The 19,382-nt window shown below is 65.7% G+C and carries 21 protein-coding genes and 1 other RNA gene; 6 read left to right on the top strand and 16 right to left on the bottom strand.

Annotation, left to right across the window (positions count from 1 at the left end; all coding sequences use genetic code 11):
- Nucleotides 1-40: 40 nt before the first annotated feature.
- The 11 genes from XAXN_RS03020 to ccmA all read right to left on the bottom strand — a co-directional run bounded on the left by XAXN_RS03020 (nucleotide 41) and on the right by ccmA (nucleotide 9,361).
- On the bottom strand, nucleotides 41-655 hold the full coding sequence (locus tag XAXN_RS03020) for a DUF1294 domain-containing protein (RefSeq protein WP_054318440.1): 615 nt from the start codon (nucleotides 653-655) through the stop codon (nucleotides 41-43).
- Nucleotides 656-803: 148 nt separating this feature from the next.
- Nucleotides 804-2,006: a homoserine O-acetyltransferase MetX gene (gene metX, locus XAXN_RS03015; protein WP_054318439.1), complete on the bottom strand. Its 1,203-nt coding sequence runs from the start codon at nucleotides 2,004-2,006 to the stop codon at nucleotides 804-806.
- A gap of 386 nt (nucleotides 2,007-2,392) precedes the next feature.
- Nucleotides 2,393-3,409, bottom strand: coding sequence for a tetratricopeptide repeat protein (locus XAXN_RS03010; RefSeq protein WP_054318438.1), 1,017 nt, complete (start codon nucleotides 3,407-3,409; stop codon nucleotides 2,393-2,395).
- Nucleotides 3,409-3,843, bottom strand: coding sequence for a cytochrome c-type biogenesis protein (locus XAXN_RS03005; protein ID WP_054318437.1), 435 nt, complete (start codon nucleotides 3,841-3,843; stop codon nucleotides 3,409-3,411). Before XAXN_RS03005 ends, XAXN_RS03010 begins: the two co-directional genes overlap by 1 nt.
- A complete protein-coding gene (locus XAXN_RS03000; RefSeq protein WP_054318436.1) occupies nucleotides 3,840-4,442 on the bottom strand; it encodes a DsbE family thiol:disulfide interchange protein in 603 nt (200 codons plus the stop codon). The genes XAXN_RS03005 and XAXN_RS03000 overlap by 4 nt, the downstream gene beginning before the upstream one ends.
- A complete protein-coding gene (locus tag XAXN_RS02995; protein ID WP_054318435.1) occupies nucleotides 4,435-6,372 on the bottom strand; it encodes a heme lyase CcmF/NrfE family subunit in 1,938 nt (645 codons plus the stop codon). The genes XAXN_RS03000 and XAXN_RS02995 overlap by 8 nt, the downstream gene beginning before the upstream one ends.
- Before the next feature lie 171 nt (nucleotides 6,373-6,543).
- Nucleotides 6,544-7,014: a cytochrome c maturation protein CcmE gene (gene ccmE, locus XAXN_RS02990; protein ID WP_054318434.1), complete on the bottom strand. Its 471-nt coding sequence runs from the start codon at nucleotides 7,012-7,014 to the stop codon at nucleotides 6,544-6,546.
- Complete coding sequence (locus tag XAXN_RS02985) at nucleotides 7,011-7,181, bottom strand: heme exporter protein CcmD (RefSeq protein WP_054318433.1); 171 nt, start codon at nucleotides 7,179-7,181, stop codon at nucleotides 7,011-7,013. The genes ccmE and XAXN_RS02985 overlap by 4 nt, the downstream gene beginning before the upstream one ends.
- Nucleotides 7,178-7,930: a heme ABC transporter permease CcmC gene (gene ccmC / locus XAXN_RS02980; protein ID WP_054318432.1), complete on the bottom strand. Its 753-nt coding sequence runs from the start codon at nucleotides 7,928-7,930 to the stop codon at nucleotides 7,178-7,180. The genes XAXN_RS02985 and ccmC overlap by 4 nt, the downstream gene beginning before the upstream one ends.
- Before the next feature lie 94 nt (nucleotides 7,931-8,024).
- The gene (gene ccmB / locus XAXN_RS02975; protein ID WP_054318431.1) at nucleotides 8,025-8,720 is read right to left on the bottom strand and encodes a heme exporter protein CcmB; all 696 of its coding nucleotides are present in this window, start codon (nucleotides 8,718-8,720) and stop codon (nucleotides 8,025-8,027) included.
- Entirely contained in the window at nucleotides 8,717-9,361 is a 645-nt protein-coding gene (gene ccmA, locus XAXN_RS02970) for a heme ABC exporter ATP-binding protein CcmA (RefSeq protein WP_054318430.1), read from the bottom strand. The genes ccmB and ccmA overlap by 4 nt, the downstream gene beginning before the upstream one ends.
- Nucleotides 9,362-9,588: 227 nt before the next feature.
- Here ccmA and XAXN_RS02965 point away from each other — a divergent pair, with 227 nt between their 5' ends.
- Nucleotides 9,589-10,737, top strand: coding sequence for a pyridoxal phosphate-dependent aminotransferase (locus XAXN_RS02965; protein WP_054318429.1), 1,149 nt, complete (start codon nucleotides 9,589-9,591; stop codon nucleotides 10,735-10,737).
- 146 nt (nucleotides 10,738-10,883) lie between these two features.
- On the top strand, nucleotides 10,884-11,687 hold the full coding sequence (locus XAXN_RS02960) for an amidohydrolase (RefSeq protein ID WP_054318428.1): 804 nt from the start codon (nucleotides 10,884-10,886) through the stop codon (nucleotides 11,685-11,687).
- Between the two features lie 97 nt (nucleotides 11,688-11,784).
- Here XAXN_RS02960 and XAXN_RS02955 read toward each other — a convergent pair whose 3' ends face one another.
- Nucleotides 11,785-12,555, bottom strand: coding sequence for a glutaminyl-peptide cyclotransferase (locus XAXN_RS02955; protein WP_277422463.1), 771 nt, complete (start codon nucleotides 12,553-12,555; stop codon nucleotides 11,785-11,787).
- 163 nt (nucleotides 12,556-12,718) lie between these two features.
- Between XAXN_RS02955 and XAXN_RS02950 the strand changes: the two genes are divergently transcribed.
- The gene (locus XAXN_RS02950) at nucleotides 12,719-13,156 is read left to right on the top strand and encodes a hypothetical protein (RefSeq protein ID WP_054318426.1); all 438 of its coding nucleotides are present in this window, start codon (nucleotides 12,719-12,721) and stop codon (nucleotides 13,154-13,156) included.
- 138 nt (nucleotides 13,157-13,294) lie between these two features.
- On the opposite strand, the gene XAXN_RS20410 is transcribed toward XAXN_RS02950, so the two are convergent.
- The 4 genes from XAXN_RS20410 to XAXN_RS02935 form a co-directional block, all read right to left on the bottom strand.
- Nucleotides 13,295-13,370: non-coding RNA, sX9 sRNA (locus XAXN_RS20410), on the bottom strand.
- A 261-nt stretch (nucleotides 13,371-13,631) separates the two neighbouring features.
- Nucleotides 13,632-15,284, bottom strand: coding sequence for a pseudouridine synthase (locus XAXN_RS02945; protein ID WP_054318425.1), 1,653 nt, complete (start codon nucleotides 15,282-15,284; stop codon nucleotides 13,632-13,634).
- Nucleotides 15,277-16,479, bottom strand: coding sequence for an SMC-Scp complex subunit ScpB (scpB, locus tag XAXN_RS02940; RefSeq protein ID WP_054318424.1), 1,203 nt, complete (start codon nucleotides 16,477-16,479; stop codon nucleotides 15,277-15,279). Before scpB ends, XAXN_RS02945 begins: the two co-directional genes overlap by 8 nt.
- A gap of 13 nt (nucleotides 16,480-16,492) precedes the next feature.
- Nucleotides 16,493-17,398 carry a segregation and condensation protein A gene (locus XAXN_RS02935; RefSeq protein WP_054318453.1) on the bottom strand — a complete coding sequence of 302 codons (906 nt, stop codon included), beginning with the start codon at nucleotides 17,396-17,398 and terminating at the stop codon, nucleotides 16,493-16,495.
- Between the two features lie 351 nt (nucleotides 17,399-17,749).
- On the opposite strand from XAXN_RS02935, the gene XAXN_RS02930 reads away from it, so the two are divergent.
- The 3 genes from XAXN_RS02930 to XAXN_RS02920 all read left to right on the top strand — a co-directional run.
- Nucleotides 17,750-18,049, top strand: coding sequence for a YciI family protein (locus XAXN_RS02930; RefSeq protein WP_054318423.1), 300 nt, complete (start codon nucleotides 17,750-17,752; stop codon nucleotides 18,047-18,049).
- Nucleotides 18,046-18,315 (top strand): BolA family protein, encoded by a 270-nt coding sequence (locus tag XAXN_RS02925; protein ID WP_054318422.1) that lies wholly within the window; start codon nucleotides 18,046-18,048, stop codon nucleotides 18,313-18,315. Before XAXN_RS02930 ends, XAXN_RS02925 begins: the two co-directional genes overlap by 4 nt.
- 375 nt (nucleotides 18,316-18,690) lie before the next feature.
- Nucleotides 18,691-19,382: LacI family DNA-binding transcriptional regulator (locus tag XAXN_RS02920; protein ID WP_054318452.1), on the top strand; the 692-nt coding region annotated here is incomplete at its 3' end.

The following is a 19,382-nucleotide window of genomic DNA, read 5'->3' as shown; positions in this document are numbered from 1 at the left end:
GGGACGAGCTGATCACCTGGCCGCACGTTGTGAGTGGCATTCAATCGAATAGCGCCGGAAGCGAGGCCATCAGATCGGTCTCGGTCACCGCCAGGACCAGTGCGCTGATATTTAACGCAACCGTGATCCAGAACGTCATCTGAAACGCCGCCTTGCTGCATTTGTGCCGGCAGATTTCCTGCGCCAGCAACGCACCTGGCCAGCCACCGATCAGCGCCAGCAGGTGCAAGCTGGATTCGGGTGTGCGCCATTGATTGCGTTGTGCGGCCGATTTGTCCATCACATAGATCAGCAGCGTGACCAGGCTGGCTGCCGCGTACCAGAGCGGGACGATTGCCGGTAACAGGTGCATCATCGTGGCCGCCGTCAAGGCGAGCATCAACACCGCAGCCAGCGTTTTGAGTGGCAACCCGCTGCGACGCTGTTCGGCTCTGGCGGCGGTAGTGCGATCTGCCCAACGCACTTGCGTGGCATTGAGGCGCTTGTGCGCATCGCGTTCGATTGCGTAGGTGATGATCTCTCCATCGCACGGGCGACGGGTCTGCTGTGCGAATGCGCTGATATGGACGAATGCGCGGTCGCCACCACCATTGGGCGTGACAAAGCCCAAACCTTTGTGATCATTCCAGTCGCTGAGACGTCCCTGGTAGCGCATTCGCCTTGCTCTGTTAGAGGGTGTGGGTTGCAGGTGCGGTCTGCAGGCGTATAGGGCATCAATTACTCAGCCGGAAAACGGCGGTGATGGTCGCCATATTCCGGCAACAGTGGGCGATATTCGGCAGCGCAGGGCGACGTCAAGGAGCTCAACAGCCCTGCAGGAAGTCGCTTACCGCTGGGCCGAACCGGGCGAAATCAACCAGGAACGCGTCGTGGCCTTGCGGCGAATCCAGACCGATGAAGTGCGCGTCGGCGCCGCCGGCGCGCAGGCCGTCGGCGATCTGTTCCTGCTGCTGCACCGGGAACAGGATGTCGGTATTGGCACCGATCGCCAGCGCACGCGCGATACGGATACGCGCCAGGCCGGCAAGCACCGTGTCGGCGGTCGAGACACCGGTCTGCGGCTTGGCGGAAGCGGGCAGGGCATCTGCATGGGCGTGGCCGATGGCAGCGTCGGCAGCGGGTTTTTCGTCGACATACTCAGCCAGGTCGAACCAGTCCATCGATCGGCTCAGGTACAGATAGCAGTTTGGGTCGAAGAAGCGCACGAAACGGCGCGCGTGGCCTTCCAGATAGCTTTCCACCTGGAATTCCAGCCCGAAGGGATCATCTGCCGCCTGTTCGGAATCCAGCCGCACGCGGCCGAAGCGGCCGTCCCATTCCAGCGCCGAGCGATAGGTGATCACGCCGAGTTTGCGCGCCATGCGCATGCCCGATTCGGGGTAGCGGGCATCGTCGTAGTGGCCGCCGTTCCAATGCGGATCCAGCCGAATCGCCTCGCGTTGCAACGAGCGGATTGCGATGGAAAATGGCAATGCCTGCGCGCTGCCGGAGATATTGATGTGGCTGCGCGCGATGCCGGGATGACGCAGCAACAGCGCCAGCGCGGTCATGCCGCCCATCGAGTTGCCGATCAAGCAGGCCAGCTGCGCGATGCCCAGCGCGCGCACCACACTGGCCGCGGCGTCAGCCACATCTTCGATCGACAAATCCGGAAAGGTGAGGCGGTACAGCGCGCCGGTTGCAGGGTTCACCGAGGCCGGCCCGGTCGAGCCCTTGCAACTGCCCAACGAATTGACGCAGACCACGAACCAGTGTGCGGTATCGATCGGCTTGCCCGGTCCGACCATGGCCTCCCACCAGCCCGGCTCGGGGTTGCCCTGGTTTGCCGCTGCGTGGGCATTGGGCGACAGGCCGGTGACGATCAGGATCGCGTTGCTGCGGTCTGCCGCCAGCGTGCCCCAGGTCTCGTACGCCACGCGTGCCTGATGCAGCACGCCACCGCGTTTCATCGGAAACGGCGAGGGCAGTGCGTGGTACAGCGTGCCGGCGGGGATGAATTCAGTCATGGGCCAATTCTATCTGCCATGGCATGCGCCGATGTGCAGGATGGGAATGGAAAATCGGAAATTGGTTTGAGGCCATGCGCTGTGTGATGCCACTTTGCAGAACGGCAGATCTGCGGTTTGGCTGCAGGGCCCTTGCCTGCCCACTGGCGCGGAACACGCTGCAAGTGCGTCCTTGTCAGCTCTTAAGCGACATCCATGCCGCGTAAGGTGCCGCGACGGTGAGCGGGTAAGAGCCAGTCGAGATAGTTGCTTCAGATGGTTTCCACAACGCAACCGACCAGGAGCGACAAACAGAACTCCTGCGCAGCCGTCAGGCTGGCGCGGATGGTGTTCGGCATTCTCATGCAGCACTGCTCCGAAGCGTGGCAATGCGACGTAGCAAGCAATCAGCGACCGATCACTAGTTCCGCCGGCGCGGCGGCAGGCAATGCGACCGTCACCGGTGCGCTCTCCACGTCATCGGCCTGGCGCATTGCATTGCCGCTGCGCGACAGCCGTGCCAGCAGCTGTACCTTGTCCAGCGACGACAGCGTGCGGGTCGGCATCGGGCTGTCGCCATCGTCCAGCGTGATGGTCAATGGAAGCTCGCTCAGCGCGTGTTTTTCCACCGCCACCGCCACCGGCATCGGCGTATCGGCAGCGCGCGCGATCACGAACACGCTGGTATCGCCAGGCAATCCGGCGCGCTTGGCGAATTCGGCATCCAGCGTCACGCGCACCTGGATGCGTTTGCCACTCGTATCTGCGGCTGCCCCGGCCTGTGCCTGGATCGGCTCGAGTCTGGCGTCCTGTCGGGCGGCATTGATCTGTTCGAGCAGGCCGGGGCGGGTTGCGGCATCGACCACGCGCAATAGCGGCTCCCATGTCGCACTGGCTTTGGCCGGTTCACCGGCCTGGCGCTGTACCACGCCCAGGAACCAGCGTGCGCGTTGATGGCCCGGTTGCACCGCCAGCGCGTGTTCGAGCAAGCGCATGGCTTCCGGGTCCGGGCGACCGCTGTCGTCGGCAAGCATGCGCGCCTGCGCCGCGGCGACCAGCACGTCCGCCTCGTCCGGACGCAGTGCGACCGCGCGTGCGAAGGCATCGCGCGCTTCGGCAAATTTCTGCTGGCTGGACAGTGAGCGCCCCAGCAAGACCCAGCCTTCGGCCTGTTCGGGGTTGCTGGCCAGCGCCGCGCGCAGCTGCACGATGGCTTCATCCAGCGAACGTGGCGTGGCCGGGCGATTGGTCGGCTGGGTAATGGCGCCTGGCGTTCCCACCAGCCAGTACAACGCCGCACTCGCGGCTAGCAGCAACAACGTCACGGTTGCGGCCAAACCGCGTGCTTCGCGCCACAGCGGGCGCAATACCAGGCCGAACGCCAGCAGCGCAATCACGATCACCGCGATGACAAAGCCGGCCATCACCACTCCTGCTCATCGGCAGGCACGGCAGGCGCGGCTACGCTGCGTTTGCGTACCACCAGCACCACGACGCCCGCGCCCAGCAGCAACACCAGCAACGGACCGAACCATAGCAGCCAGGTGCGCGACTCCACACGAGGGCGATACAGCACGAACTCGCCATAGCGCGCGACCAGAAACTGGCGGATCTGCGCATCGCTGCGGCCTTGGTGCATCAGCGCAAGCACCTCGCGGCGCAGATCCTGCGCAATCTGCGCGTTGGAATCGGCCAGCGACTGGTTCTGGCATTGCACGCAGCGCAACTCGGCGGTGAGTGCGTGAAAACGCGCTTCCTCTTCGGCCGATGCATAGCGCAGCGGCGCCGGGTCGCCGACCGGCTGGGCGAAGGCCAGCCAGGGTAGCAACAGCAGCAGGAGTAGCCAGGCGCGCGTCATTGTTTGGCGTGCAGGTCCGGTGCAGCGGTGGGAGAACGTTCGATCTTGCTCAGCACCGGAATCAACTGGGTGTCGATGATGGATTGAGTGAGCATGCCGCTGTACTTCCAGCGCACCACGCCACGCCCGTCCACCAAGAAGGTTTCCGGCGCGGCGGCAATGCCGAAATCGATGGCGGTGCGGCCATCCTGATCGGCGACTACCAACAGATACGGGTTGCCGAGTTGTTCGAGCCAGCGTAACGCATCGTTGTGCTCGTCCTTCCAGTTGTAGCCGATCACGCGCACGCGCTTGGTCAATGCGAAGCGGCTCAGTACCGGGTGTTCCTCGCGGCAGGCAGGGCACCAGCTGCCCCACACGTTGATGATGTACGGCGCGCCGCGCAGTTCGCGCGCATGCACCACGATGTTGGGGTCGTGCAGTAACGGCAGCGCGAATTCCGGCGCTGGTTTGCCGATCAGCGCAGAGGGCAGGGCATCGCGATCGTCCTGACCGGAGCGCACCACCGCATAGACCAGCAGCGCTGCCAGGGCGAGCAGCAGCACGATGGCGCCCACGAGAACCGCAGTGGGCAGGCGGGGGGAACGTGACTCAACCATCTTGGATCTCCGGAGAACGACGAAAACGCCGGTCGGCCGCGGTCACCAGGCCGCCAAGCGCCATCAGCAACGCTCCCAGCCAGATCCAGCGGACGAACGGTTTGAGGTGGACACGCACTGCCCAGGCCTGATTGCCCAGCGGTTCGCCAAGGGCGACATACAGGTCGCCAAACGGGCCAGGGCGAATCGCCGCCTCGGTCAACGTCTGGCCGCCACTGGCGTAGCGGCGCTTTTCGGCATGCAGCGCGCCCACCGGGGCATCGTCCTTGAATACCTGCAGGTTGGCACGGTCGGACACGTAATTGGGCCCGCGCAGTTCTTCCAGCCCGTCGAAATGCAGTGCATAGCGGCCGATCTGTACCTGTTGCCCGGGCGCCAGCGCCACTTCGCGCTGCAGGTTCAATCCCTCCACCAGCATGGCACCGGACAGGAACACCGCAACGCCCAGGTGCGCCAGCACCATGCCCAGCATCTCGGCGGTAAGTTTGCGCCCCTTGGCAGCGCGCCGCGTCCACAGGAAGCGCGCGGTGCCCAGCAGCACCCAGGCTGCACCGGCGACACCGAAGGCGGCTTTCAACTGTCCCTGCGGTGCGGCAAACCAGGCAAGCACGCCGGCCGCCAACGCCAGACCTGCCCACGGCACCAGCATCGCCACCGGCCGCGAGGCCTGTTCGCGCTGCCAGCGGGTGAGCGGGCCGAAGGGTAGCAGTGCCACCAGCGGTGCCATCAACACCACGAACAAGGTGCCGAAATAGGGCGGGCCAACCGACAACTTGCCCAGCCCCAAGGCGTCGGCGAGCAGCGGATACAACGTACCCAGCAACACCATGGCGCAGGCGCAGGTGAGCAGCAGGTTGTTCAACAGCAACAAGGTTTCGCGCGAGCTGCCGGCGAATGCGCGACGCGGATCGTCCGCCACCGACAACAGCGGCGCGCGCAGTGCGTACAGCAGTAACGAACCACCGACCACGGCCAGCAGGAAGACCAGAATGAACAGCCCGCGCGACGGGTCGGCGGCGAACGAATGCACGCTGGTCAGCACGCCCGAACGCACCAGGAAGGTGCCCAGTAGCGACAGCGCGAAGGCGGCGATTGCCAGCAACAAGGTCCAGCTGGCGAAGCTGCCGCGCTTTTCGGTCACCGCCTGCGAATGCAGCAGCGCGGTGCCCACCAGCCACGGCATGAAACTGGCGTTCTCCACCGGGTCCCAGAACCACCAGCCACCCCAGCCCAGCTCGTAATACGCCCACCAGCTGCCAAGCGCGATGCCGACAGTGAGCATCGACCAGGCGACATTGGTCCACGGCCGCGTCCAACGCAGCCAGCGCGCATCCATGCGGCCTTCCAGCAGTGCGGCGATGGCGAACGCGAACGGCACCGCAAAGCCGACGTAGCCGCAGTACAGCATCGGCGGATGGACGATCAGCCCCGGATCCTGCAGCAGCGGATTGAGGTCGCCACCTTCCGGCGGCACCGGAAACAGCCGCGCAAACGGGTTGGAGGTGAACAGCAGGAACGCCAGAAACCCAATGCTCACCAGCGCCATGACGCCGAGCACGCGTGCGATCACATGCGCGGGCAGTTGCCGCGACCAGATCGCCACCGCGCCGGTCCATAACGCCAGTACCAGCGTCCACAGCAGCAGCGAGCCTTCGTGCGCGCCCCACACCGCCGAATAGCGATACATCAGCGGCAGCAGGCTGTTGGAATTCTCGGCGACGTAGCGCACCGAAAAATCCTGCACCAAAAAGGCGTGCGTCAACACCGCAAAGGCCGATCCGATCAACGCCAGCTGCACCAGCGCTGCCGGCCGCGCCACGGCCATCCAGCTGCTGCGCCCGCGCTGCGCGCCGGCCAGCGGCACCACGGCCTGCACCAGCGCCACCAGCAGGGCCAGCACCAGCAGGAACGTCCCGAGTTCAGGAAGCATCGGGGCGACGCGTTGTCGAGCCTGGGCCGGTGCAAGGACGGCAGGTGCACTGCAGCGCCGGCATTCCTGCAGCGTTGGCATCTGCTTGCCCACGCACGGCGACGTCGTTAGCCGCTTCCCTCCCGCGCAAGCTACCCGCCAGCAGGCATGCCGAAGTCCTGATGCACGCCATCAATGCCGCTCTCCAACCTGATCCGCCGCGGCTGGCACATCGTGCTTGCGATGCGCGCTGCCCATCTTGTCGGCGACTTCCTTCGGCATATAGGTTTCGTCGTGCTTGGCCAGCACATCTTCGGCGACGAAGGTGCCGTTCTGCATGCGGCCGGTGGCCACCACTGCCTGCCCTTCGCGAAACAGGTCCGGCAGGATGCGGTCGTAACTCACGGGCAATTGTGCATCGCCATCGGTCACGCGGAAGTGCGCTTCCAACGAGCCGGAGGCGCGTTTGAAGGAGCCTTTTTCGACCATGCCGCCAAGCCGGAAGCGTGAATCCGCGCCGGCATCGCCATGCAGTACTTCCGAGGGCGTGTACAGGTAGGCCACATTGCGCTGCAAGGCCATGGCCACCAGCGTGGTTGCCAGCCCGCCGGCCAGCGCCAAGGCCAGCACCAGCCACAGGCGGCGGCGACGTTGTGGGTTCACCGGATCAGCTCCGCATCGCTGGGCACGGCGCGCTTGCGCTCGCGCAGGCGGCGCGCCTGGGCGGTCTTCAGGGCGCGACGCACCTGCCAACGGCCGGCGATCAGGTCCCCCAGCAGCAGCAGCACGAACACCGCATATGCGGCGATGACGTAGGGCAGGTAGTTCATGCCGCACTCTCCTGCGCATCGCGCACGATCCAGGCCTTGCCCGCCTCGCGGCGCAGGTTGTCGGCGCGCGCGCGCGTCAACAGCGAGCCGACAAACCAGAACTTGGTGCCGATCACCATCAACAACAGCGGCAGCAGCATGCTTGCATCGATCGTGGACGGCCCCAGCAGGCGAATGCTCTGGCCCTGATGCAGCGAATTCCACCACACCACCGAATAGCGGATCACTGGCAGCAGCGCCACCCCGACGATGGCCAGCAACGCCGCCGCGCGCGCCGCCTGACGGCGGTCGTCGATAGCGCGGTACAGGCCGATCACGCCCAGATACAAAAACAGCAGAATCAGTTCGGTGGTCAGGCGCGGGTCCCAGTCCCACCAGGCGCCCCACATCGGCTTGCCCCAGATGCTGCCGGTCAGCAGGGTGATCACGGTAAACGCAGCGCCGATCGGCGCGCAGGCCATCGCCAGAATCTCGCAGATCTTGATGCGCCAGATCAACGCGATGGCCGCATACAGCGCCATCAGCCCGAACACGAACAGGCTCATCCACGCGCTCGGCACATGGATATAGAGAATACGAAAGCTGTCGCCTTGCTGGTAATCGGCCGGCACTGCGAACAAGGCCTGCCAGATGCCCACGCCCAACAGCAACGCGGCCAGTGCGTAACACCACGGCGCCCAGCGTGCGGTGAAACGGTCGAAGATCGGCGGCGATGCGAGTTGGTGGAACCAGCGGGCGACGACGTTCATGCGATGGCAGTAGCCTTTGGAATGGCATTGGCTCTCGAAACAGCAACAACGCGTTGTGCGGGGCGTGCTATCGACAATGCATCGAGTGCAGCGCTCAACTCAACGAAATGCGGATCGCGGCCGCCGCAGCCAGCGGTGCCAGGACCACACCGATCACCAGTCCGGCGCCCAGCAACAACAATGCACCCACCGCATCCTGACCTTGTCCGCTGGCTGCCACGCTGCCGGCGCCGAACACCAGCACCGGCACGTACAGCGGCAACGCCAGCAACGCCACGAGAATACCAGAGCGTTTCATCGTCACCGTCAGTGCCGCCACCACAGCGCCGAGCAGGCTCAGGAGCGGCGTTCCCAGCGCCAACGATGCCAGCAGCACCGGCAATTGGTCATGCGGCAGGTGCAGCAATTCGCCCAGCAGCGGCGTCACTGCAATCAGCGGCAATGCACTGGTCGCCCAATGCAGCAGCACGCGCACCGCGATCAACCAGGCCAGCGGTACCGGCGCCAGCAACCACTGCTCCATGGAGCCGTCTTCCACATCGCTGCGGAACAAGGCGTCCAGGGACAACAGGCCAGCCAGCAATACCGACAGCCACAACACCGCCGGCGCGGCCTGCACGAGCAGGTCCGGGCGTCCGCCCAGTCCCAACGCGAACAACACCACGATCAGCAAGGCGAACAGTGCCGGCTGCAACGCATCGCTGCGGCGCCGCCACAGCAGGTGCAGGTCGCGGGCAAGCAGGGCGCGGGCGGCCTGCCAGAGCGAGGGTTGCGGCGAATGCGTGCTCATGCCGCAGCCTCCAGCGTGAGCATACGGGTGCGCACCGGCGGTGCTGCATACGCACCGTGCGTGGTGACCAGCGCCGCGCCACCGCCGCGCAGATGCGCGGAGATCATTCGGTTAACCAGGGTGATGCCATCCAGGTCCAGGTTGGCGTACGGCTCATCCAGCAACCAGAGCGGCGCCGGCGACAGCCATAGCCGTGCCAGCGCCAGCCGCTTGCGCTGGCCCGCCGACAACTGCCGTACCAGCGCATCTTCGTAACCGGCCAGGCCCACGATTGCCAGCGCGCTGCCGGGCATCTGCTTGGCGCGCCGGCCGTGCAGACCGCACAGAAAATGCAGGTTTTCCAGCGTGCTGAGGTCGGCCTTCAGGCCGGGCAGGTGGCCGAGGTAGGCCATGAAGCGGCTGCGGTCGCCGCGCTTGGCGGTCTTGCCATCGATCTGGATCTGCCCGCGCTCCACATGCAGCAGGCCAGCCAGCACGCGCAGCAACGTGGTCTTGCCGGCGCCGTTGTCGCCTTGCACCAGCAGCGCCTCGCCGGCATCGACATGGAAATCCAGCGGGCCGAACACCGGCTCCTCGTTGCGGCTGAAGGCCAGGGCGTGCGCCGCCAGCAGCGGCGCTGCGGTGTGCAGCGGTTCGATCATCGGTGCAGCAGGCTCGGGTCGCAGGACGGCATGGGGAAAGGCCGGGGCAGGGCACGCGCCGGACCGGGCGCGCATTGTAGCGACGATGGTGGCACGCCGGGGACGGGTGCGGCAGCGCTGCGGGCGCCGCGATGGGTCGGGGAACGCTGTTTTGCAATGTCCGGGCGCAACCGCCTGGCGGCTTTGCGTACACTCGCGGTCCCCCGTTTCTTGTCCGGACAGGCGCCATGCCCCTCACGACCAAGCTGCCCAAGGTGGGTACCACCATCTTCACCGTCATGTCGCAGCTGGCGGCCGAGCACGGCGCGGTCAATCTGGGCCAGGGCTTTCCCGATTTCGCGGTGCCGCAGCGGCTGGTCGACGAACTCAGCAAGGCCATGGCGGCCGGCCACAACCAGTACCCGCCGATGACCGGCGTGGCCGCGTTGCGCCAGGCCATCGCCGGCAAGGCCCAGCGCTGCTATGGCGCGCAGGTCGATGCCGACACCGAGATCACCGTCACCAGCGGTGCCACCGAGGCCATCTTCAATGCCATCCACGCCGTGGTGCGCGCCGGCGAAGCGGTCATCGTGCTGGACCCGGCCTACGACTGCTACGAACCGGCGATCGATCTGGCCGGCGCACGAGCGGTGCATGTGGCACTTGACCCGCAGACCTTCGCGGTCGACTGGGATGCGCTGCGTGCAGCGATCACGCCCAAAACGCGCCTGTTGATGATCAATTCCCCGCACAACCCGTCCGGCGCGATGCTGTCGGCCGCCGACCTGCAGACGCTGACCGAGCTGCTGCGCGGCACCGAGATCTTTTTGTTGTCGGATGAGGTGTACGAACACATCGTCTTCGACAGCCGCAGGCATGAATCGGTGTTGCTCTGGCCGGAATTGCGCGAGCGCGCATTCGTGATTTCCAGCTTCGGCAAGACCTACCACTGCACCGGCTGGAAGATCGGCTACGCCATCGCACCGCCGGCGCTCACGGCCGAATTTCGCAAGGTGCACCAGTACAACACCTTCACCAGCTTCGGTCCGGCCCAGCACGCCTTCGCTGCAATGGTCCGCGACGAACCCGAGCACGACGAGCAGTTGGGCGCGTTCTACCAGGCCAAGCGCGACCGCTTCCGCGAGCAGCTGCTGACCACCCGTCTAAAACCATTGCCCGTGCCCGGCGGCTACTTCCAGCTGGTGGATTACTCGGCGATCAGCGATTTGCCCGATACCGAATTCGTGAAGTGGCTGACGATCGAGAAGGGCGTGGCCGCGATTCCGTTGTCGCCGTTCTACGAGAATGCCCCGGCTGGTCAGCGCCTGGCGCGGCTGTGCTTCGCCAAGAACGCTGCGACGCTGGATGCGGCGATCGAGCGTTTGCAGAAGCTCTGACGAGCCGGGATTCGGGAATCGGGATTGGGGATCCGTAACGGCGGATTGGTCGTTTGTTGACGAGTTCGCAGAATGCTGATGACAGGAAGCCACCCGAGACCCGTCGTTCGAATCCCAAATCCCCACTCCCGAATCCCGAGCTTCCAATGCACGACCTGCGCATCTCCCTGATCCAAGGCGACACCCGCTGGCATGACCCGGCCGGCAATCGCGACTATTACGGCGTGTTGCTGGAGCCGTTGGCCGGGCAGACCGATCTGGTGATCCTGCCGGAGACCTTCACCAGCGGGTTCTCCAACGACGCCATCGACAAGGCCGAAGGGATGGACGGGCCGACCGTGGCGTGGGTGCGCGCGCAAGCCGCACGCCTGGGTGCAGCGGTCACCGGCAGCGTGCAGTTGCGCACCGAGGCCGGTGTGTTCAACCGGCTGCTGTGGGCCACGCCCGACGGGGCGCTGCAGTATTACGACAAGCGTCACCTGTTCCGCTTCGGTAACGAGCATCTGCGCTACGCGGCCGGGCGCGAGCGGCTGACAGTGGAATGGAAGGGCTGGCGGATCAATCCGCAGGTCTGCTACGACCTGCGTTTCCCGGTGTTCTGCCGCAACCGCTTCGATGTGGAACGCCCGGGGCAGCTGGATTTCGATCTGCAACTGTTCGTCGCCAACTGGCCGTGCGCCCGCGCCTATGCGTGGAAGACGTTGCTGCGCGCACGCGCAATCGAAAACCTGTGCTTTGTGGCGGCGGTCAACCGCATTGGCATCGATGGCAACCAACTGCATTACGCCGGCGACAGCGCGGTGATCGATTTCCTCGGCCAGCCGCAGGTGGAAATCCGCGAACGCGAGCAGGTGGTCACCACCACCATCAGCGCCACAGCGCTGGCCGAGCACCGCGCCCGTTTTCCCGCGATGCTGGATGCCGATCACTTTGAGATCCGGGATTCGTGATTCGGGATTCGGGATTCGGGATTGGCGCAAGCCACTGCCGCGCAGGTGCCAGCGCGCCCGCGGTTGCCAATCCCCAATTTCGAATCCCCAATCCCGGCTACTGAGCCAGCTTGATCTCGTAGATCTTCGGCCAGCGCTTTCCGGTGACGAACAAGCGATCGTGCTCGGCGTCGTAGGCGATGCCGTTGAGGACATCGTTGGTGGGATCGGTCAACGTGTCTGGATCTGGCACCAGCGCCTTGAGCTCGATCCAGGCGATGACCTTGCCGCTGGCCGGGTCGATCCGTGCGATGCGGGTGGTCAGCCAGACGTTGGCCAGCAACTGGCCGTTGACCCATTCCAGCTCGTTGAGGTTGTCCAACGGCTTGCCGCGGGCGGTGACCTTGATGGTGCCGATTTGTTTCAAGCTCTGCGGATCCAGGCGGCGGATGTTGGCGGTTCCGTCGCTCATGTACAGCTGGCGGTCGTCGCTGGTCAGCGCCCAGCCCTCGCCGGAATAGCTGAATTGCGTGCGCGGTGCCAGCGTGGCCAGGTCGTAGACGAAGCCGCGCTGATTGCGCCAGGTCAGCTGGATCAGGCGGTCCTTCCAGGCCGCGATGCCTTCGCCATAGAAAGGCGGCGGCGTGTTGGCCTGCTGCAGGACGTTGCCGCTGTCCAGGTCGACCTTGCGCACGCTGGACTGGTCCAGCTCGCCGGTGCTCTCGTAGAGATGCCCGTCCAGATAGAACAGGCCTTCGGTAAAGGCGGCGGTGTCGTGCGGATAGGTCCTGACGACGGTGTAGCCCTGGGTGGGAATCGCCTCGCCGCAATGGGCGAGGGTGGGCAGCAGCAGTGCGCTGACGAGCAGGCTGTAGACGGTGCGTGGCATGCGGCAATCATCCCATGTCACCACTGCAGGCGGCAGTTCTGTTGCCATCTTGAGGCTAGCAAAAACCTCGCTGAACAAAACCATGCGTCGCGCTGGCATCTTGTCGCGCCTGCCACATCGGCGCTGCTAGTCTCGCGCCACGTCCACCACTGGCACTGCTCACATGATCAAGTCACTTTCGCTCATCGCGCTGCTTGGCGCCGCCACGCTGGCTCCGCAGGCACAGGCTGCGGGCAACATCGATTGCCAGCTGTCGTTCAACTTGTCCGGTTGGTCGGTGTTCTACAAGACCGCCAGCGGCACCGGCACCATCAAGTGCGATAACGGTGCGGTCATTCCGGTCAAGATCTCCAGCAAGGGCGGTGGCCTGACCGTCGGCAAGTCCAAGATCGTCGGCGGCCGCGGCACCTTCAGCGGTGCCTACAGCCTCAACGACCTGTTCGGAACGTATGCCGCTGCCGAAGTCCATGCCGGTGTCGTGAAGTCCAGTACCGCACAGGTGGTCACCAAGGGCGATATCTCGCTTGCGCTGGCAGGCACCGGCGAGGGTGTAGACCTGGGTGTCAACGTCGGTAACTTCGTGATCGAGCGTCGCAAGTAAGAGCGGTAAACCGAGCGGGCGGCTCTCAGGTCGCGTGTAAGGCGCGCCAAAACCGGCGCTAACGCGTGACTCGTGTCGATGTGTGGCACAGGGCGCGCTCGCCAGGCGGCTGCGCAGTAGTCCTGCCGGTCTAAGAGTGGCTAACAAAACGTAGCGAGCGGTCGTCAGGTGGGCGTGGACGGCGCACAGGAACCGGAGTGTACGAGGGGTACATGAGGATTCCGAGCACCGGCCGCGCCCGTCTGGCGGCTGCGCAGTAGTTTTGTTAGCCGCTCTAAGTCGCAGCATCCAGGTTGCGCTCGCCCCATCGGTGCGTGCGGCCATTGCACCGCGATGACGCTGCAGGGAGTGCTTTCGCTAAACGACTGCACGACCGGATGCGTGGCAACGTCTCTGCTCAGCAGATGTCTTGCACCGCCGACCAATAAAAACGGCCCTTTGCAGGGCCGTTTTTATTGCGCGGATTGGTTGAGGCTCAACGATCCCGATTACCACCACCTGAAGGACGACGATTGCCGCCGCCCGGCGGACGGCCGCCCGGGCCGCGCGGTGCGCCGCCTGGGCCGCCGGGACCGCGAGCGCCGCCCCCCGGACCGCCGGGGCCGCGGTTGGCAGACGCCGGGCCGCGATTACCGCCCGGACCCGGACGCCCACCGCTCGGGCGGCCAGCAGGGCGAGCAGCACCATACGGGCTGAAACCCGGGTTGGCGTGATCGGAGGGGAAGCTCGGTGCGTTGCCCGGATGACCATACGGGTGCTTGCGCTGCCCCTGGCCTTGCGACTGACCCTGTCCGCAGCCAGCGCCGCGTCCCGGACCACCCGAGCGCGCGCCACCCGGACCGCCCGCGCCGGGACGTGCGCCGCCCGGTCCTTTTTTCGCATACGGACGTGCCTGGCCGGTACCCGGGCCGCTCGGGCCGGCATTGCGGTGACCGCTCGGGCCGGTGCTCACGCCATCGGGTACATACCAGCTGCGGAACGCAGCCGGGTTGCCGTCCGGCAATGCGCCGCGGTCGCCCTTGGCCGGGCCGCGCTGCTTGAACGGGCGCTGCTGCGATTGCTTGGCGGCCGCTTCGCCGCTGACCGTCAGGCCGCCCCTGAAGCCGCCAGGCTTGCCGCAACCTCCGCGGCCGCGATCTTCGCGCAAGTTATCGAAACGACGCAGCTCGCGGCCTTCATCGGCGCCGGAGGTCTGGCCGTTGACGTAGGCATTGCTGCGGCCATCGCGCGAGACGTGCACGGTGGACTTGGCGGCGCGACGCTGGCCGATCACCGGCTGCAGGGTCAGCGCCGACGGTGCGCCTTCTTCCAGCTTGAGTTCGGCGCGCAGTGCGTCGACCTTGTCCTGCGCCACTTCCACCGAGTGCCCGCGCAGCAGTTCGCGTGGCAGGGAAATCTTGCCGTAGCGGCTGCGCTTGAGTCGGCTGACCTGGCAACCCTGCGATTCCCACAGGCGGCGCACTTCGCGGTTGCGGCCTTCCTTGACGACCACGCGGAACCAGTCGTGCGAATCGGTGCCGCCGATGCGTTCGATCTCGTCGAACTTGGCGCCGCCGTCTTCCAGCAGCACACCGCGTGACAGGCGCTCGATGATGGCATCGGAGACTTTTTCTTCGCCTTCCGGCGCGCGCACGCGCACCACATATTCGCGCTCGACCTCGTAGGAGGGGTGCATCATCGCGTTGGCCAGCTCGCCGTCGGTGGTGAGCAGCAGCAGGCCGGTGGTGTTGATGTCCAGGCGGCCAATGGCGATCCAGCGCGAGCCCTTCAAAACCGGCAGCGACTCGAACACGGTCGGGCGGCCTTCGGGATCTTCGCGCGTGGTCACTTCGCCTTCGGGCTTGTTGTAGATCAACACGCGCGAGGGTTCGGTCAGCGCGCTGGCCACGAAGCTGCGGCCGTCCAACTGGATCTTGTCGCCGCTGCGCACCGACATGCCGGTCTGCGCAACGGCACCATTGACCTTGATCAGGCCGTCGGCGATGCGCTGCTCCAGCGCGCGGCGCGAACCCAGGCCGGCCTGGGCCAGCACCTTGTGCAGGCGCTCTTCCAGCTTCGGCGCTTCGGGCGCGCTGTCGCGCTTGAGGGAAAGCTTGTTCAACGACAGCTTGCGGGGGGTGTCACTCATGTGTCTGGCTCCGGCCGCCGCGTTGCGGGTCGGCCTCTGGGTCGGAATCGGCTTCGTCAACAGCCACGGTCGTCGTCGCGACGGCGTTGTCTTCGTCTTCGTTCACTGCATCCGCGCGCGTTCCCGGCGCGGTGTCGGGGTCGCCTTCACGGGCGTCGTCTGGGTCCTGCGTGTTGTTCTCGTGCGCCGGGCCATGCTCGGGGTGTTGCGGTGTCTGGTCGCTTCCTGCGTCAGTCGCTTCCGTATCGAATGCGTCGTCTACACCGTGGTGCTGCTGGTCAAACCCGGCATCGCCAACTGATTCCTGTGCAGGCTGGTCGGCATCGTTGTCGATGTCGGTTTCGCTTTCAGGATCGCGTTCGGCGTCGTCCTGGTGATCGCTTGCTATGTGGGTGTTGCTGGCCTGGTTTGCCGAGGCGACGGCCTCGTCCGCATCCGGGGCATCTTGCGAACCGCCGGCGCCGCCGGTGCTGTCGTGGAGCTCGGCGCCAGCCTTGGCGTCTGCATCCGTGTCCGCAGTACCAGCATCGTGAGCCGCTGCATCCGAATCGCCGCCTTCAGCGTCACCCGCATCCGCCTGATCCTGCGCCGCGTCCATCGCTGCCGAGGCCGGCACTGCACCTTCCAGTTGCCCGTCGCGGTCCAGCGGCAGCTGCGGTTCCAGCTCGGCGATGTCCTTCAACTCAGACAATGGCGGCAGCTCGTCCAATCGCTTGAGGCCGAAGTAATCCAGAAAGCCCTTGGTGGTGCCGAACAGGGCCGGCTTGCCGGGCACGTCGCGGTGGCCCACCACGCGGATCCATTCGCGTTCTTCCAGCGCCTGGATGATGTTGCTGCTGACTGCCACGCCGCGCACCTGCTCGATCTCGCCGCGCGTGATCGGCTGGCGGTAGGCGATCAGTGCCAGGGTCTCCAGCGTGGCGCGGGTGTACTTGGTGCGGCGCTCGGTCCACAGTCGGGCGACCCAGCCATGCACATCGGCCTTGACCTGGAAGCGGAAGCCGGAGGCCACCTCGACCAGTTCCACGCCACGGTCGGCACAGGCCTCACGCAGCAGTTCCAGTGCGCGCTCCACGCTGCCGGGCGGCGCCGGCTCTTCTTCCGGAAACAGGCCCTGCAGCTGCGCCAGCGTCAGCGGCTGGCTGCTCGCCAGCAGGGCGGCTTCGATAATGCGGGTGATCAGCGCTTGATCCATTCGATGATCGGCTTCAGAGGGGTTCGTTGGCGGCATCGCTGTCGTCGAATTCGCTGGAGAATTGCAACGGCGCATTGGTATTGCCCAACGCCAGCGACTTCACGTAGATCGGCGCCAGCGGCGCTTCCTGCACGATGTCCAGCAACTGCTCCTTGGCCAGTTCGAGCAGCGCCAGGAAGGTGACCAGCACGCCGAGCTTGCCTTCTTCGGCAGTGAACAGCGATTCGAAACGGTAGAACTTGCCATCGTCCAGGCGGCTCAGCACATCGCCCATGCGCTGGCGCACACTCAGCGCCTCGCGCTTGATCGCATGGCCGGTGAACAGCTCGGCGCGTTTGAGCACGTCGTACAGCGCCATCAGCATTTCTTTCAATTCCACCGGCGGCGGCAGCTTGACCGCGGCGCGCTCGGGCAGGTGCGCCTGCACCGGCGCGCTGTCGCGGCCCATGCGGGGCAGGGTGTCCAGATCCTCGGCGGCCTGCTTGAAGCGTTCGTATTCCTGCAGCCGGCGGACCAGCTCGGCGCGCGGATCTTCTTCTTCGCCCTCCTGGCTGGGGGGGCGCGGCAACAGCATGCGCGATTTGATCTCGGCCAGGATCGCCGCCATCACCAGATATTCGGCTGCCAGTTCGAAGCGCAGCTCCTGCATCACATTGATGTAGTCCACATATTGCCGGGTGATCTCGGCAACGGGGATGTCCAGGATGTCCAGGTTCTGGCGGCGGATCAGGTACAGCAGCAGGTCCAGCGGGCCTTCGAAGGCATCCAGGATGACTTCCAGCGCATCCGGCGGAATATACAGATCCTGCGGGATCTGCAGCACCGGTTGCCCATGCACCACCGCCAGCGGCATTTCCTGCTGCTGTGGCGGCGCGCTCGTGGCTGGCGGAGTCGCGACGTGCGCGAGTTCGGAATTCATCAGGTCGACATCGGTCTTACGGTCGCCGGCGGCGGTCTGAGCCGCCGCCTGCAGGGCTTTGCCTTGAGTTACTGCGATCAATGTCGTGCCTGTGCCGGCACGATCCCACAAATCCACATACAACGTGCGCTGCGTGGCATGCGGCGACGGAACAGCGAGGAGGTCGTCTACGCGGGCCGGCGGTGGGCAGCGAATCGGTCGTCGGGAAGAGCGTTGAGCCTGGGCCGACGGGCCGCTGCGTCCGGTTGCGTGTGCAGTGGTGCCAAGGGTAATGCGTGCGCGGGGGCGGTGTCCAGCGCCGGGCCGGCTAGAATCTCCTTGGTGAACTTCAAGTCTCAGGCGAGGTGGCGTGTGTGGTACGTAATCGAGGGGTATGACCGGCCCGACGCATTGGCGGCACGGCAGCAGGCGCGGCCGGCGCATCTGGCGCGTCTGCAGGCGCTTGCGGCCGCGGGACGATTGCTGGTGGCGGGCCCTTGTCCGGCCATCGATGCCGAAGATCCGGGTCCGGCCGGTTTCAGCGGCAGCGTCGTGATTGCCGAGTTCGACGCGCTGGACGATGCGCGCGTCTGGGCAGATGCCGACCCCTACGTGGAAGCGGGTGTGTACACGTGCACCGAGGTCCGCCCGTTCCGCCGGGTGTTGCCATGAGCCGGGTCGAGCAGATCCGCGAAGCGTTGCAGGCTGCACTGGCGCCCACCGAGCTGGATGTCGTTGACGACAGCGCACGGCATGCAGGCCATGCCGGTGCGCGCGACGGGCGCGGGCACTTCAACGTGCGCGTGGTCAGCGCTGCATTTGCAGGCAAGCCGCCGCTGGCACGTCACCGCGCGGTGTATGCCGCGGTGGGCGAGATGATGCAGACCGATATTCATGCCTTGTCGATCGAGGCCTTCGCGCCGGGTGAGGTTGGCTGAACGTTGCTGGGCAGGAATACGGCCGTTATGCCAGACCGTTTCTGGTGGTCTGAAGCGCTGGGGCACAGCGGTGATTGCCTTCACACCAGCAAGCGTCAGGACGCAGCCGGCGAGGTGGGTGTTAGGTGCCGGGCGATTGGGCTCCTGCCAATACCGGATCGGGTGGTTGTGAATCGTGACCTGCATCCTGCTTCGCTTGTGAATGCATGGGTGCGTATTTGTTGCGTCGCAGCACATTACTTCACGCGTCCCTCACCTGCAGCTAGTTGATCTGTAAGCGTTTTCACGCGTGTGAAGATAGGGGTTTACGCCTCTGTATGAAAACGCTTACAGTCCGCGCCAGTTTTGGGAAGTCGGTCGCGGAGGGCGACACGAATGGCCAAGGGTGCGGTCACCATCAAAGATGTCGCTCGGGAAGCGCAGGTCTCCGTCGCAACGGTGTCGCGTGCGCTCAATGGGCACGACAACGTTGCCGGACCGGTGCGGCAGCAGGTGCTGGAAGTGGCCGAGCGGCTGCGCTACAGCCCGCATGCGGCCGCGCGCAGCCTGAGCAGCCGGCGGTCGCAGACGCTGGGTGTGGTGCTGCCGGACTTGTACGGCGAATTCTTCTCCGAATTGATTCGCGGCATCGATGGCGCGGCGCGTGCGGCGGGCCAGCACCTGCTGGTGTCCAGCTATCACGGCGACCCGGAAGCCCAGGGCAGGGCGCTGCGCTCGATGCGCGGGCGCGTGGATGGCTTGCTGGTGCTCTCGCCCTACGCCGAGCAGCCGGGGTTCCTCACCGACAACCTGCCGCAATCGCTGCCGACGGTGTTGATCAATGCGCACCTGCCCGGTGCCGGCTATCCGGTGCTGAGCATCGATGACCACGCCGGCGCCATGGCCATGACCGAGCACCTGCTGCGCGCCGGGCACCGCCGCATCGCCTTCATCGGTGGCCCGGCGCTGAATTTCGATGCACGCGAGCGCCTGCGTGGCTTCCGCGATGCGCTTGCTGCGTTCGGTGCGCAGGCGCAGGGCGTGGAGTACCCGGGCGACTTCAACGAAGCCTCCGGCCACCGCGCCGG

The sequence above is a fragment of the Xanthomonas axonopodis genome, assembly GCF_001304695.1.
Classification (GTDB): Bacteria; Pseudomonadota; Gammaproteobacteria; order Xanthomonadales; family Xanthomonadaceae; genus Xanthomonas; species Xanthomonas axonopodis.
This window is presented reverse-complemented; position numbering and strand designations above follow the sequence as displayed.

What these genes read in the sequence shown, in the direction of transcription:
- XAXN_RS03020 (WP_054318440.1), bottom strand. Translation starts at nt 655, where the DNA reads ATGCGCTACCAGGGACGTCTCAGCGACTGGAATGATCACAAAGGTTTG.
- metX (WP_054318439.1), bottom strand. Translation starts at nt 2,006, where the DNA reads ATGACTGAATTCATCCCCGCCGGCACGCTGTACCACGCACTGCCCTCG.
- XAXN_RS03010 (WP_054318438.1), bottom strand. Translation starts at nt 3,409, where the DNA reads ATGGCCGGCTTTGTCATCGCGGTGATCGTGATTGCGCTGCTGGCGTTC.
- XAXN_RS03005 (WP_054318437.1), bottom strand. Translation starts at nt 3,843, where the DNA reads ATGACGCGCGCCTGGCTACTCCTGCTGCTGTTGCTACCCTGGCTGGCC.
- XAXN_RS03000 (WP_054318436.1), bottom strand. Translation starts at nt 4,442, where the DNA reads ATGGTTGAGTCACGTTCCCCCCGCCTGCCCACTGCGGTTCTCGTGGGC.
- XAXN_RS02995 (WP_054318435.1), bottom strand. Translation starts at nt 6,372, where the DNA reads ATGCTTCCTGAACTCGGGACGTTCCTGCTGGTGCTGGCCCTGCTGGTG.
- XAXN_RS02985 (WP_054318433.1), bottom strand. Translation starts at nt 7,181, where the DNA reads ATGAACTACCTGCCCTACGTCATCGCCGCATATGCGGTGTTCGTGCTG.
- ccmC (WP_054318432.1), bottom strand. Translation starts at nt 7,930, where the DNA reads ATGAACGTCGTCGCCCGCTGGTTCCACCAACTCGCATCGCCGCCGATC.
- ccmB (WP_054318431.1), bottom strand. Translation starts at nt 8,720, where the DNA reads ATGAGCACGCATTCGCCGCAACCCTCGCTCTGGCAGGCCGCCCGCGCC.
- ccmA (WP_054318430.1), bottom strand. Translation starts at nt 9,361, where the DNA reads ATGATCGAACCGCTGCACACCGCAGCGCCGCTGCTGGCGGCGCACGCC.
- XAXN_RS02965 (WP_054318429.1), top strand. Translation starts at nt 9,589, where the DNA reads ATGCCCCTCACGACCAAGCTGCCCAAGGTGGGTACCACCATCTTCACC.
- XAXN_RS02960 (WP_054318428.1), top strand. Translation starts at nt 10,884, where the DNA reads ATGCACGACCTGCGCATCTCCCTGATCCAAGGCGACACCCGCTGGCAT.
- XAXN_RS02955 (WP_277422463.1), bottom strand. Translation starts at nt 12,555, where the DNA reads ATGCCACGCACCGTCTACAGCCTGCTCGTCAGCGCACTGCTGCTGCCC.
- XAXN_RS02950 (WP_054318426.1), top strand. Translation starts at nt 12,719, where the DNA reads ATGATCAAGTCACTTTCGCTCATCGCGCTGCTTGGCGCCGCCACGCTG.
- XAXN_RS02945 (WP_054318425.1), bottom strand. Translation starts at nt 15,284, where the DNA reads ATGAGTGACACCCCCCGCAAGCTGTCGTTGAACAAGCTTTCCCTCAAG.
- scpB (WP_054318424.1), bottom strand. Translation starts at nt 16,479, where the DNA reads ATGGATCAAGCGCTGATCACCCGCATTATCGAAGCCGCCCTGCTGGCG.
- XAXN_RS02935 (WP_054318453.1), bottom strand. Translation starts at nt 17,398, where the DNA reads ATGAATTCCGAACTCGCGCACGTCGCGACTCCGCCAGCCACGAGCGCG.
- XAXN_RS02925 (WP_054318422.1), top strand. Translation starts at nt 18,046, where the DNA reads ATGAGCCGGGTCGAGCAGATCCGCGAAGCGTTGCAGGCTGCACTGGCG.